Origin of the sequence: Stenotrophomonas sp. EMP41, from assembly GCF_047495535.1 — a bacterium.
GTDB lineage: Bacteria > Pseudomonadota > Gammaproteobacteria > Xanthomonadales > Xanthomonadaceae > Stenotrophomonas > Stenotrophomonas sepilia.
In genome coordinates, this window is the sequence record NZ_CP179923.1 from 2,068,020 (window position 1) to 2,081,683 (window position 13,664).

Here is a 13,664-nt window from a genome sequence, read left to right on the forward strand (position 1 = left end):
GCGTTGGCTGTCGGGCCAAGCCTCGATGGGGGCTGGGAGATGTCTGAATTTGAATGAGGTTGCCGGCCAGCGGCCGGCACTACCGGGGGCTATGGATTGCCGGCCAGCGGCCGGCACTACCGGGGGCTATGGAATGCCAGCCAGCGGCCGGCACTACCGTTGCCGGGCAGCGGCGGTCGGGGCTCAGCCGCGCAGGGTGGCGCCGCCGTCGACATACAGATCGCTCATCGCTACGTGCCCGGCCTGCTCGGAGAGCAGGAACATCACCGAGTGCGCGATGTCTTCCGGCGTGGCGAGTTTGCGCAGTGGAATGCCGGCCTTGTAGGTCTCAAGGCTGCCGACGATCACCCGTTCGGCGCCGTGCTCGTCCTGCCACATGCCGGTCTGCATCGGGGTCAGCGTGGACCCCGGGGCGACGATGTTGCAGCGGATGCCCAACGGCGCCAGCTCCAGCCCGAGGCAGCGGGTGAACATCGTGGCGGCGGCCTTGGACGCGGCATACGCCGCCATGCCGTGCCGCGGCACGCCAGCCGCATTCGAGCTGACGGTAACGATTGCGCCCTGCCGGCGCGGCGACATCACCCGCGCCAGCGCACGGCCGACATGGAACACGCCATCGGCATTGACCGCGAATACACGGCGCCAGTCGTCGTCGCCGGTCTCGGTGACACCGCCCACATGCAGTACGCCGGCCACGCTGGCGGCCAACAGGATCGGCCCGATGCTGGACTCGACCTGGTCCACCAGGGCGTCCACCGCGGCGCTGTCGGTTACGTCGAGTGCAAACGACGTCACCCGGGTATCTGACACGCGCGGTGCCTCGCGATCGGTCGCCACCACGGTGCAACCGGCCGCGGCCAGCAACCGTACCAGTGCCTCGCCGATGCCGCCGGCGGCGCCGGTCACCAGTGCCACGCGACCTTCAAAGCCGGTCAACTGCATGCTGCGATCTCCTGTTGCTCGTCCCATTGGCGCAACCGCGCCGACAACCACGGCGCCAGCTGCGCCACCGCATCGCGGCCAGTCAGTTCTGCATGCAGGAACGGCAGTTCCAACGACTGCACCCTGCGCGCGTGTGTCCGCCACAACGCCGACTGCAACTGTGGCCGCGCCTGGTGATCCCGGCCCGCACGCACATGCACCAGCGTGCCATCGAACGGCCGGTGGATATGTTCACGGATCAGTCGATTGGTGCCGGTCACGGCGCGCACCACGCCATCGAGCACCACATCCGGCAGACTCCCCAGTGCACTGCCACCACGACGCAGGAACGCGAGAATGCGTTCCCGGCTGTCCAGTTCCGGATGCGCATCCGGGTCATGACCGGCAATCGCCAGCAGTGCCCGCAATGCAGCGATGGGATCGGGTTCCGGCTCGGCCCGCCAGCACTCGCTGGGATAGGCGTCCAGCAGCACCAGCTCGCCGACGTCGCGGCCGATCTCATGCAGCCGCACCGCCATCGCCTGGGCCAGGATGCCGCCCACCGACCAGCCCAGCAAATGCACCGGCCCCTTCGGCTGTAGTGCGACCACGCGCTGTACGTAATCGTTGGCCATCGCCTCGATACTGCTCGGCAGTGGCAGCCGCGCGTCCAGTGCCGGCGACTGCAGGCCATACACCGGGCGGGCGGGTTGCAGTGCCCGGGCCAGGGTGCGGTAGTTCCAGGCGATGCCACCGGCCGGGTGCAGCACGAACAGCGGCGTGGACCCGCCCGCTTCGGTCGCGGCCAGCGCGATTACCGGCCCCAGTGCGTGATCGGCCAGCGCGGGCGGCTCGGCAAGGCGAACCGCCAGCGCAGCCACGGTGGGCTGCGCGAACAAGGCACCCAGACCCAGATCGCAGCGCCAGCGCTGCTCGATGGCCAGCAGCAGGTGCACCGCCGACAGCGAGTCACCGCCGAGACTGAAGAAATCCGCATCCACCGCCACCGGCGCTTCACGCCCGAGTGCCTGGGCAAACAGCAACGCCAGCTCCTGTTCCAACGGCGTGCGCGGCGCCAAGCCGGCAACTTCACGTTGGGGTGGCTTAGGCAATGCGTTGCGGTCGAGCTTGCCGTTGGCGGTCACCGGCCAGTGGTCCACGCCTACAAACGCCGAGGGCACCATGTAATCCGGCACGCGCGTGGCCAGGTAGCTGCGCAGCATGACGGGGTCGGCAAGCGCGGTTGGCACATAGGCCACCAGCCGGGCATCGCCGGGCGCGTCCTGGCGCAGCAGTACTTCCACGCGCTCCATGCCAGGCAGCTCACGCAGTGCCGCCTCGATCTCGCCCAGCTCGATGCGCAGGCCGCGCAGTTTCACCTGATGGTCGCTGCGGCCCAGGTACTCGACCGCGCCATCGGCGCGCCAGCGCGCCACGTCGCCGGTGCGATAGATGCGTTCGCCAGGCAGGAACGGATCGGCGAGGAAGCGCTCGGCGGTCAGGTCGTCGCGACCGAGATAGCCACGTGCCAGTTGCATGCCGCCCAGGAACAGGTCACCGGCCACGCCTATCGGCACCGGCTGCATCCGGGCGTCCAGCACGTACAGGCGGGTGTTCCAGACCGGGAACCCGATCGGCACCGGCCGCGAGCGATCCTGCGCCGACGCCGGCCAATAGCTGACGTCCACGGCCGCTTCGGTCGGGCCATACAGGTTGTGCAGCTCGGCCTGCACGCGCGCGTGGAAGCGGTCGCGCAACGCGGCGTCCAGCGCCTCGCCACTGGTGAATACCCGTCGCAGCTGCAGGCCTTCGGAGGCCGGTGCAGCGAGGAAGGCATCGAGCATCGACGGCACGAAATGCACCGTGGTGATGCCATGGCCACGGATCAGGCGCGCCAGTTCAGTGGGGTCGCGATGCGCATCGGGCCCGGCAACCACCAGCGTGGCCCCGCACAGCAACGGCAGGAAGAACTCCCAGACCGAGACATCAAAGGTGGCCGGGGTCTTCTGCAGCACGCGGTCATCGGCGCGGATGCCGTACTGCTCGCGCATCCATAGCAGGCGGTTGACGATGGCGCGGTGTTCGATGACCACGCCCTTCGGTTCCCCGGTCGAGCCGGAGGTATAGATCACATACGCTGCGTCGCTGGGCGCAGGATCGGCCCACGGCGCGGCGAAGCTCAGCGCGGTCCACTGCTCCGGCGCGAGCACCGGCACGCCGGCCGTGCGCGCCGAAACCTCCGCCGCAGCCAGAACGCACACCGGTTGCGCCGAGGCGAAGATGCGCGCCAGCCGCTCGTCGGGATGGGCAAGATCCAGCGGCAGGTAGGCGGCGCCTGCGCGCAGCACCGCGACCAGCGCGACCACCAGCGCCAGCGAACGCGGCAATGCCACCGCCACCACGCTGCCCGGGCCGACACCCATCGCCCGCAACCGTGCCGCCAGCGCGAAACTGCGCGCTTCCAGCGTTGCGTAGTCCAGCGTCGTGTCGCCGAACACCAGCGCTGGCGCGTGCGGGTCCCGATCCATGCCCTGCTGCAGCAACGCGACCAGGGTCGTCTCCGGGAACGCGTGCGCGGTGGCGTTGAAACCGTGCAGCACCTGCTGCGCCTCCATGGGCGTCGCCAGGGGTACGGCGGCGATATCATCAGCCTGCAGCGCCGACGACACGAAATGCAGCAACCGCGCCGCGTGTGCCTCGACATCCTCGCGACTGTACAGCGCGGGATTGGCCTCGATCTCCAGATCCAGCAGATGCTGGCCATCACCACGGAAGCCCAGCGCCAGGTCATCCACCGGCCCGGTGCACAGCACCTCCAGCGCCGCCTGCACGCCAGTCAGCGCCAGCGGCCTGTAGAACGGCTGCACATTCACCAGCGGGCCGTGCAGGCGCTGCTGCGTGCCGACCAGGCCCAGGTCCCGGCGCAGCTGCTCGCCCCGGTAGCGGCCGTGCCTGCGGCCCTGGCTGAGCTGGCGACCCAGGCCCCGGGCAAAGGCCTCGACGCTGCCCTCGCCGGCCGCCACGCGCAGCGGCAACACATTCATCACCATCGCCGGCACCCGCGCCGACGCGTTGCCCAGCCGCCCCATGTAGGGCACGCCCAGCACCACTTCATCGGCAGCGCTCATCCGCCGCAGGTACTCGGCCGACAACGCGGCCAGCACATCCGGCCAGGGCTGCAGCCAACGTACCGAGGCCTGCAGCAACTGCTCACGGAAGGCCGTATCGAGCGACTGCACCCGGCGCAGCGCGTCGTCACTGGCCGCGAGCGTGCCGGCCAGGCCCACGCCTGCCGGTGCGCCCTGCATGTGCTCACGCCACCACTGCCCGGCCAGCGCGCGGCGCGGATCGGCACGGTAGGCGGCATCATCGGCCAGCACACCGGCCAGTCCTGGCAGTGGCTCACCCCTGCGGCCGGCGTACAACGCGCACACGCGATCAGTGAACAGCGCCATGCCGTAGCCATCGGCGGCCAGATGATGCACCCGCAGGTACCACACCCAGCGTTGCCCGCCCAGTTCAAGCAGCACCTGCTGGCTGATCCGGTCGCGGGTGGGATCAACCGGGCTCAACCGGTCGGTGTGCATCAGGCTGCGCGCCGCAGCGGCGGGATCCGGCTCGGCGGAAACATCGCGTACCGAAAGCAGCGGCACGTGTACCGGGTCATGCCACTGTAGTGGCTGGCCATCGGCCCCTTCGGCAAAGCGCAATGCGAAGGCCTCCGCCTCACGCGCAGCCTGGTCTGCCGCTGCGACGAATGCGGCCACGTCCAGCGGGCCGTCGATCCATACCGCGTGCGCGGTATTGAATGACGGATTGTCCGGTGCCAGCCGCTGTGCAAACCACAGCCCGGCCTGGGCCTCGGTCAACGCCACCGGCGTGGCCAGCGCTGCGGTGTTCATGCGTTCTGCGCGGCCTGCAGTTGCTGCACCACACCCCACCACTGGCGCAGCGTGGTGTGCTCGGCCAGCTGCGAGAACTCCAGCGGAAGGCCAGTGTTGCCCCAGGCCAGGACCAGGCCGAGCATGCGCATTGAATCCAGGTCCAGGTCGATCAGGTTGTCGTCGTCACCGATCTCGGCCGGCGTGCACTCCAGCACGCGCGCCACGTCGGCACGCATCCGCTCAAGATCCAGCACCTCACCGGTCGCGGCCATCACAGCACCTCCAGCAGGTGGTCGGTGGTCATCGGCACGCCACAGGTACGCGCGATCCAATGCAGCGCCTGATCGTGATCGGCGCGCGAGAAGTCCGCCACCGCATCAGCGGCGATGAAGGCCTCGATATCACGCTGGAAGGCATCCACCACGGTCGCGGTGCAGCCGATATGGGCGTACACGCCGGTCACCAGCAACTGGTCGCGTCCACGCACCCGCATCAGCGTCTCCAGGTTGCTGCGCTGGAATGCGCTGTAGCGGTGCTTCACCAGCACGTGCTCGCCCGGTTGCGGTGCCAGCGCCTCGATGATCGGTTCATGGTCGGCGCTGCGACGCATGCCCGGCCCCCACAGGTCGGCCTGAAGGCCACGGTCTCGACGGTCCTGGTCACCATGCTGCGCGGTGTAGAACACCGGAATGCCGTGCGCGCGGCAATGCGCCAGCAGGCGTGCGATGTTGTCCACGGCCGGCCGCAGCGGTGCATTGCCGGCGTCGAACGCGGCCAGGAAATAACGCTGCATGTCGTGCACCAGCAGCGCGACACGATCGCGCCGGGGACGCCACGGCCCGCGCGCCTGCGGTAGCTCAGCGGCGGTCGGCAAGGGGTAGTCGGTGATACGGGGCAGCGCCATCAGCGCGTTCCTCCTGTCTGTTGCAGATGACGCGCACGCAGCTGCGCGCGCAGTTCGCGGCGGCTGACCTTGCCGACCGCGGTGGTATCGAAGCTGTCGACGAACACGACCTGGTCGGGCACCTTGAACGCAGCCAGGCCGCGCCCGCGCATCCAGGCCTTCAGTACCGGCGCCTTGAACGGTTCGCCTTGCGGGATCACAAAGGCGCAGCTGCGCTCGCCCAAGTACTCGTCTGGAATCGAGACCACGGCCGCATCGAACACGCCCGGATGTGCCAGCAAGTGGTCCTCGATCTCTTCGGCAGAGATCTTCTCGCCCGCCCGGTTGATGTGGTCACCCGCACGCCCCTGTACCACTAGGTAGCCCCCGGGCAGCTGCTGCACGCGGTCACCGGTACGGTAGAAACCGTCGTCGGTGAACGAGCGCGCATTGGCCACTGCATCGTTATGGTAGCCACGGATGGTGTACGGGCCACGGGTGAGCAGATGCCCCACCTCGCCTTCGGCCACCGGCTGGTCATGGTCATCGACCACGCGCACTTCGTCGTCCGGACTGATCGGCCGGCCCTGGCAGGCCACGATCAGGTCCTCCGGATCATCCAGCCGTGTGTAGTTGACCAGGCCTTCGGCCATGCCGAACACCTGCTGCAGCGTGCAGCCAAGGCCGTCGATCACCCGCCGTGCGGCTTCCGGCACCAGTTTGGCACCGCCCACCTGCAGTACCTGCAGGCTCGACAGGTCATGCTTGCTGGTGGCGGCGGCCTGCGCCCACAGCAGCGCCAGCGGCGGCACCAGGCCGCAGCAGGTCACCCCTTCGCGGGCGATCAGCGGGAAGGCCGCATCCGGCCCGGGGCCGGGACTGAACACCACGCGGGCGCCGGCGTACAACGCGCCGAAGAAGCCGGGCGAGCTCATCGGGAAATTGTGCGCGGCCGGCAGCGCTACCAGATAAACGCTGTCGCGGTCGATGCCGCAGATTTCATTGCTGGCACGGAACGAATAGATGTAGTCGTCGTGCGTGCGTGGAATCAGCTTGGACAGCCCGGTGCTCCCACCGGAAATCTGCAGGAACGCCACCGACTGCGGGTCCGGATCGGCCGGCAGCCGGCTGCGATCGCCCTGCAGCGCCTCCAGCGCGATGAACTCCGCCGCCTCGCCGTCGATCACTACATGGCGAACCGCCGGCACGTCGGCCTGCAGCGCTCGCGCCAGCCCGCGATGATCGAAGCCATCGTGCAGTGCGGTGGTGATGTAGGCACTGGCTTCGGCCTTGCTGGCGAAGTGCACCAGCTCGGTCATGCGGTGCGCCGGCAACACGTACACCGGCACCAGCCCGGCGCGGAACAGGCCGCAGACCGTGGTGATGAAGCCTGCCGTGTTGCCCAGCTGCACCAACACCCGCTCCCCTGGCTGCAGGCCGAGCGCCAGCAGGCCGGCACCGATCCGCCCGGCCTCGTGCCACAGCTGCGCGTAGCTCAGGCGTACGTCGCCGGCGACCACCGCGATGTCATCGGCGAAACGCTCTGCCCGCTCGCGCAGGAACGCCGGGAAGGTCTCGCCACGCCAGTGACCGGCTTCGCGATAGCGCGCCACCAGCGCGTCGGGCCACACCTGCTGCAGTGGCAGGCGGGAAGAGTCAGTGCAGGTAGTCATGCAGCAGGCTCGATCGCAGGCGCGGATTCATGGACACCCAACGCATTCAGCAGGGCAGCGAACTTCGCTGCGGTTTCGGCCACCTCGGCCTCGGGGTGTGACTCGGCGACGATGCCGGCACCGGCATACAGGCGCAGCTGCGTGCCCTGCAGGCGCGCGCAGCGGATCGCCACGTACCAGTCGCCGTCACCCTGCGCGTCCAACCAGCCCACGGCACCGGCGTAGAAGCCGCGCGGCACCGGCTCCAGCTCGCGGATGCGCTGCAGCGCAGCCAACCGTGGCGTACCGCAGACTGCCGGCGTGGGGTGCAGCTGCGCCAGCAGTTCGGCGGCAGACGTCTGCGGATCCTTCAGGGCGGCGTGGATGCGGGTACCCAGATGCCACATGCTGGCGGTGGCATGCAGCACCGGCCGCGGCTGCGCATCGATGTGGCTGCAATACGGCGCCAGACCCTCGACGATCGCCTCGACCACATGACGGTGCTCGTCATGGTCCTTGGTCGAGGCCAGCAGGTCCTGCGCCGCACGCTCGTCCTCGGCGGCATCGGCGCTGCGCCGCGCAGAGCCCGCCAACGGATGAGACAACAGTTCGGCGCCGCGCTTGCGCAGCAGCAGTTCCGGCGTCGCGCCCACCAGCCAGGCCGGCGCCTGGCCCAGCTCCACCGGCAGCGGAACCGCATAGGTCGCCACCGACGGATCTGCGCCCAGGCGTGCCAGCAGCACGTCCGGAGACAGCGCCTGGCGGGTGCGTGCCAGCAGGCTGCGCGCCAGCACCACCTTCTGGAGGTCCAGTTCGGGCGCGCGCAGTGCCTGCACCGCGGCAGCCACCGACGCCGCGTACGCCTGCGCCGCAGGCTCGGCCTGCAGGGCACCATCCAGCGCTGGCGCGGCCTGTGGCTGTAGTGCCAGCGCCGGCAGCAGGCGCTCGGGCTGGTACAACGCATCGTCGGCACGCGGCTCGAACGGCACCGCGCCAACCAGCAGGCCCGGGCCGCCGCGCTGCTGGGCAAAGAACACCGAAACGCGTTCTGCCAATGTCGCCAGCGCACCGGCCGGCAGCGTGGCGCGGCAACCGCGTGCGTGCACGTGCTGGCCAGCGTGCTGCAGCAGGAACAGCGACGCGTCGTCGCTGCTCTCCTGCGGCGCTGGCGCAGCCTCCGGCCACGCGCCCTGCATCAGGGAATCGTTCATGGGGTCTCCTTCATCCGATGCACTGCAGCCAGCGCGAACAGCAACAGCAGCAACGCGCCGACCAGCAGGTATGGCAGGCTGGGCCCGCCGCGATACAACAGCGTGCCGAGCATCGGCCCGGCGACCATGCCCAGGCCCTGCGCTGCCGCGACGGTGCCGGCGGCGGCGCCCTGCTCGTGTGCTTCCACCGCGTCGGCGGCCAGCGCCTGGAACGAGGGGAATACGAAGCCCATGCCGAACGCTGCCAGCGCATATGCCGCCGGCAACTGCCAGCCCTGCTGCACGCCCGCCACCGAGGCGAAGCCGATGCCGGAGATCACGGCGCCGAGGACGATCCAGCGCCGCGGATGGACCTCCAGCTTCATCACCAGCGCCTGCGCCAGGATCAGGCCAAGGCCGACCGCCGTCAGCGCGATGCCGGCCATGCGCGCGCCGGCCGCCGCATCCAGGCCCAGGCGATCAATCGCGAAGAAGCCAACCGTGACCTGCGCGATGGTGACCGAGACCATGGCGATGAACGCCGCCAGCTGCGGCAGGCGCAGGCGCGGGTCGAGGCGGCTCATTGGCGCGCGGTGCCGGGCGGAAACGCCCATCACAGGCGGTGTGGCCGGCAGTCGCCAGGCCAGCAGCGCCAACGCCAGCAGTGGCAACAGTGCGGCTACATACAGCGCCAGCGACAGGTTCGTATAGGCCAGCCAACCCGCGGCAGCCGGGCCCAGCACCATGCCCAATGCGTTGGCGCTGCCCAAGCGGGCGAGGAACTTCGCACGTTGCCCGGTCGGCGCCTTGTCGGCGATCAGCGCGGCTGCGGTAGGAGGCACCGCTGCGTAGAACAGGCCGATCAGGCCGCGCGCAGCGACCAGCACCAGCACTGACACCAGCACCGGCGGCACCGTCTGCAGGGCCACGTCGATGAACACCGCCAGCGCGATGTAGACCACGGTGTAGGCACTCATCGCCAGCATCAGCACACGCTTGCGGCCGATGCGGTCGCTGAGCTGGCCCCAGGGGCGCGCGGCCAGCATCCACAACACGCCTGCGGCGGTGACTGACAGCCCGGCATGCCACTCGGACAAACCGAGCATGCGGACCACCGGGCCGATCACGGCGACGAAGGACATCATCGCCATGGTGCCGATCAGGGCAGCCAACACCAGCGCCGGCAAGCCGGGAACGACGGGACGTGCGTGCATGAAACACCAGCCGTAACAGGGAAGGATTGGCCGGACGCGCCTGCGCGTCCCACCCCGCACCGACCCTGCTCAGGGCCAGATGCCGCCCTTAAATGATAACGGCTCGTATTTGCATTTGATACCCATTCTCTTGAATGGGTGCGCAACAGTGGATTCAGCGCATTGCACGCAGGCCGAGCAGGCCACGGCGCTTGAACCACCACTCCAGCGGCAGCGTCACCAGCGGCGGGATCGCTGCCAGCAGCGCCAGGGCACTGGCCCACCACGGCCAGCGCAGGCGCACCGCCGCAAACAGCGTCACCGCCACATAGACGAGGAAAGCCACGCCGTGCAGCGGCCCGAACACCTTCACCAGCGCCACGTTGGCCATCGGGCCGTACTTCATCCACATGCCGAGGAGCAGGCCGGCCCAGGTCACGGCCTCGATGAAAGCGACCGCGGCGAACAGGCGTCCGCTCGGGTGCATGGGGGAACGTTGGGTCACACGGGGCTCCGGCAGCGGGGTATCAAATGCGAATGATACGCAGATGCGGACCTCCAGCACACCGGCAAGCGCAGCGTTGGCAACGATGGAGCGTCTCCACCAAGGTGGACACCTACCGGAGCATATGCGGAAGCACCTGCTCCCCGATCTCGCGCAGCACCGCGTCCATCGGCCGCCCGTTGTCGACCAGATTGAACATCACATGCGCCACGCCCTGCGCATGCACGCGCAGCAGATAGTCACGCAGGCCATCGCGGCCGACCTTCAGGCCCAGCGGCAGCGGCTCGGCTGGCGCCTGCGGATCCGCCTGCAGATCCAGCAGCATCGACTGCACGAATGGCTTGCCTGGTCCGCCGCGCTGCGCCAGCGCCTGCTGCCACAGGCCGATGCGCCCCTCCTGCGCGGCCTCCTCACGATGATAGGTGGCCCAGCCTTCGGCCTCGCGCGCGATCCACTGCAGGCTCTGCCGTGCGGTACCCACCACCAGCATCGGAACGCGGGTTGCCGGCGCCGGAAGTACGTCGAAGCCACCGGTCGCCTGCAGTACAGCGGTCCGCTCATCGGTCTCCGGTGACAGCGCCGCGCGCAGCAGCGACCAGCGCTCACGGAACGTCGCTGCCCTGCCCTCCAGATCCTCGCCGAACGCAGCGAATTCTTCCGGGCGATCACCCGAACCCAGCCCCAGCACGAACCGCCCGCCGCCGATCCGGTCCAGGCTCAACGCCGACTTCGCCACCTGCAGCGGCTGCCGCAATGGCAGCACGATGGCCGCGCTGCCGACCACGATGCGCTCGGTCGCAGCGGCCAGCATGCCCAGCCACAGGAACGGATCGTCCAACGCACTTGCTGTCGCGTCCGGCCCCTGCGGCACCATCAGCGGCACATCGCGCGCCCATAACGCGGCGAAACCAAGATCGTCGGCCAACCGCGCGATGCGCCGCGCCTCATGCGGATCGGCCAGCCCCTGCGACGCCACCGGCGTCATCAGGCCCAGGCTCAAGCCCTGTTGCGGAAACAACGAAGCGTAGGCGGGATTGAAATCACTCATGCCTGCAGCTTAGCGTGCAGGCACGGGGCAGCGAGGGCGCGCAGCCCGCCACGGGAAGAACACTGCATGCCGACGATCCGCCCTGCCCGCGTCGATGACCTGCCCGCGATCAGCGCGGTGTGCCTGGCCGCGTTCACTGCGGCGGTGGCGCCCTCGCTCAGCGCAGCCGGCATCGCCACGTTCGGCAATGTCGCCGCCGCCGATGCGTTCGGTGAACGCCTGGACGGCGACAACCATATCCTGGTGGCCGAGCAGGACGGCCGTATCGTCGGCGTGGTCGAGTTGAAGGAAGGTCGCCACCTGGCGATGCTGTTCGTTGATCCCGCCTGCCAGGGAAAGGGCATCGGCCATGCACTGTTCGAGGCGGTGCTGCCGCAGGTACGCGAGCCGGTCCTGACCGTACGCGCATCGCTCAATGCTGTGCCGACCTATCTGCGCTATGGCTTCGTGGTTGACGGTGAGGCCGGCGAGTTCAACGGACTGGTCTACCAGCAGATGATGCGGGCAGCCGCCTGAAGGCACGGAACCCGGCCAATGCCCGGGGGCGTCATGCCCCGCCGCATGCCCGTCATAAGCAAACTGAATCAGCGGCTTCCCTGCGCGTTCCTACAATGCCCTGTCACCTTGCCCTTCGAGATGCTGCCGATGCGCGTCGCGCTTTCCATGTTGCTGCTGGCTTCGGCGCTGAGCGCCTGCACCCCGGCCCCGGTGTCCACCGCCAGCTCCGCCGAGGCGCCCGCGCCCGCGCCGGCGTCCGCCATCGCCTGGCGCCAGGGCGATGTGGACGATGCCTTCGCCGAGGCCGCCGACAGCGGCAAGCCGGTGCTGCTGTACTGGGGCGCGGTCTGGTGCCCGCCGTGCAACCAGCTCAAGGCCGGCCTGTTCAAGGACCCGGCCTTCATCGCGCTGACCGGCAAGTTCGTGCCGGTCTACCTGGATGGCGACGAGGAAGGGGCACAGGCCTGGGGCGAGCGCTTCGGGGTGCGCGGCTACCCGACCCTGATCGTGCTGGACCCACAGCGCAATGAACTTACCCGCGTGGCCGGTGGCAACGACGCCGCCGAACTGACCCGGGCATTGACCGTCGCGGCCGGGCGCCGCAGCGCCATCGCCGCCACCCTGGCGACGGCACTGGCCACGCCGGAAAAATTGGCCGCCGAAGACTGGCAGGTGCTGGGCGACTACGGCTGGGAAGTCGACGCCAACCGCCTGGCTGGCGAGCGCAGGAGCCAGGATGTACTGCGCCAGCTGTCCAAGGCGGCACCGGATGCCGCCCTGCAGCGCCGCTTTGCCCTGCTGGCCCTGGCCACCACCGACACGCCCGCCAGCTCGCCTACCGAGGTGCGTGAGCTGCTGCAGGCAGTGCTGGCGCAACCTGCCGAAGTCCGTCGTAACCGCGAACTGCTGGGCTACGCGGGCGCGACGTTGGTCAAGCAGGCCAGCGCCGGCCAGGCCACCCGCAACACGCTGGGGCAGCAGCTGCTGGTCGCGCTGGAGCGCGCAGATGCCGAGCGCGGCGACCGCGCCGACGACGCATTGTCGCGCGCACTGACGGAAGTATCGCTGGCCCGCCAGCAGCAGCCGGAGGGCGCACTGCCCGCGGCGCTGGTTGAGCGGGTCAAGCAGCGGGTGGCCGCTGCCGATGCGGCCGCCACCGATGCGCACGCACGCCAGGCGACGATCAGCAGCGCGGCGTACGCATTGCGCCAGGTCGGCGACGACGCGGGCGCCGAGGCGCTGTTGCTGGCCGAGCTAAAGCGCAGCGAACAGCCGTACTACTACATGCCCGAATTGGCCGAACTGGCCGAGCAGCGCGGCGACACCGCCGGAGCGCTGGCGTGGCTGAAGCGCGCCTACGATGGCGCGCAGGGCCCGGCAACCCGCGTGCAGTGGGGCGTGCTGTACGTGGAGGGCCTGCTGAAGCTGGCACCGGACAATGCACCACGCATCGAGCAGGCCACTGCCTCGCTGATCGCGGAACTGGAAGCGCAGCCTTCGGGCTACCACCAGCGCACCCGCCAGCGCTTCGAACGCCTGGCCGGGCAGTTGAAGGCGTGGAGCGGCAAGCACCAGGGTGCCGAGACACTGGCGCGGCTGCAGCAGCGGATGCAGCAGGCCTGCGGTGAACAGGTTGATGGCGCGTGCAAGGATTGGTTGAGTTGAGTTGATGAAGGCGCTGGCGGCTGGTTCGCCTGCCGGCGCTTTTGTTGATATCGGCTGTGACGGGGGAAGGGGCTGGCCGGGACACGCCGTAAACCCATCCTTGGGGGCTCGATGGCGCCATCCATGGCGCCAACGGTCCCGGCCAGCCCCTTCCCCCGCCACCCGACGGTTTCCTGCGAGCGCAGGCAGCACATCAGCGCGCCGGCGAGGCTCGAAAGGAGGGTT

The 13,664-nt window shown here is 69.3% G+C and carries 11 protein-coding genes; 2 read left to right on the forward strand and 9 right to left on the reverse strand.

The window, feature by feature from the left end:
- Positions 1 to 183: 183 nt before the first annotated feature.
- The 9 genes from ACMGRF_RS09505 to ACMGRF_RS09545 form a co-directional block, all read right to left on the reverse strand.
- Positions 184 to 942, reverse strand: coding sequence for a 2,3-dihydro-2,3-dihydroxybenzoate dehydrogenase (locus ACMGRF_RS09505; RefSeq protein WP_049414951.1), 759 nt, complete (start codon positions 940 to 942; stop codon positions 184 to 186).
- Positions 933 to 4,823, reverse strand: a complete 3,891-nt coding sequence (locus tag ACMGRF_RS09510; protein WP_414485885.1) for an enterobactin synthase subunit F — start codon at positions 4,821 to 4,823, stop codon at positions 933 to 935. Before ACMGRF_RS09510 ends, ACMGRF_RS09505 begins: the two co-directional genes overlap by 10 nt.
- Entirely contained in the window at positions 4,820 to 5,077 is a 258-nt protein-coding gene (locus ACMGRF_RS09515; RefSeq protein ID WP_049414955.1) for a phosphopantetheine-binding protein, read from the reverse strand. Before ACMGRF_RS09515 ends, ACMGRF_RS09510 begins: the two co-directional genes overlap by 4 nt.
- Positions 5,077 to 5,709 carry an isochorismatase family protein gene (locus ACMGRF_RS09520; RefSeq protein ID WP_049438812.1) on the reverse strand — a complete coding sequence of 211 codons (633 nt, stop codon included), beginning with the start codon at positions 5,707 to 5,709 and terminating at the stop codon, positions 5,077 to 5,079. The genes ACMGRF_RS09515 and ACMGRF_RS09520 overlap by 1 nt, the downstream gene beginning before the upstream one ends.
- A complete protein-coding gene (locus tag ACMGRF_RS09525) occupies positions 5,709 to 7,361 on the reverse strand; it encodes a (2,3-dihydroxybenzoyl)adenylate synthase (protein ID WP_414485886.1) in 1,653 nt (550 codons plus the stop codon). Before ACMGRF_RS09525 ends, ACMGRF_RS09520 begins: the two co-directional genes overlap by 1 nt.
- The gene (locus ACMGRF_RS09530; protein WP_099487957.1) at positions 7,358 to 8,551 is read right to left on the reverse strand and encodes an isochorismate synthase MenF; all 1,194 of its coding nucleotides are present in this window, start codon (positions 8,549 to 8,551) and stop codon (positions 7,358 to 7,360) included. The genes ACMGRF_RS09525 and ACMGRF_RS09530 overlap by 4 nt, the downstream gene beginning before the upstream one ends.
- Positions 8,548 to 9,744, reverse strand: a complete 1,197-nt coding sequence (locus ACMGRF_RS09535) for an MFS transporter (protein ID WP_414485887.1) — start codon at positions 9,742 to 9,744, stop codon at positions 8,548 to 8,550. The genes ACMGRF_RS09530 and ACMGRF_RS09535 overlap by 4 nt, the downstream gene beginning before the upstream one ends.
- 154 nt (positions 9,745 to 9,898) lie before the next feature.
- Positions 9,899 to 10,210, reverse strand: coding sequence for a DUF3817 domain-containing protein (locus ACMGRF_RS09540; protein ID WP_049414964.1), 312 nt, complete (start codon positions 10,208 to 10,210; stop codon positions 9,899 to 9,901).
- Between the two features lie 130 nt (positions 10,211 to 10,340).
- Entirely contained in the window at positions 10,341 to 11,276 is a 936-nt protein-coding gene (locus tag ACMGRF_RS09545) for a TIGR03571 family LLM class oxidoreductase (protein WP_312547902.1), read from the reverse strand.
- A 66-nt stretch (positions 11,277 to 11,342) separates the two neighbouring features.
- On the opposite strand from ACMGRF_RS09545, the gene ACMGRF_RS09550 reads away from it, so the two are divergent.
- On the forward strand, positions 11,343 to 11,792 hold the full coding sequence (locus ACMGRF_RS09550; protein ID WP_414485888.1) for a GNAT family N-acetyltransferase: 450 nt from the start codon (positions 11,343 to 11,345) through the stop codon (positions 11,790 to 11,792).
- Between the two features lie 120 nt (positions 11,793 to 11,912).
- Positions 11,913 to 13,439 carry a thioredoxin family protein gene (locus ACMGRF_RS09555; protein WP_414485918.1) on the forward strand — a complete coding sequence of 509 codons (1,527 nt, stop codon included), beginning with the start codon at positions 11,913 to 11,915 and terminating at the stop codon, positions 13,437 to 13,439.
- Positions 13,440 to 13,664: the final 225 nt, after the last annotated feature.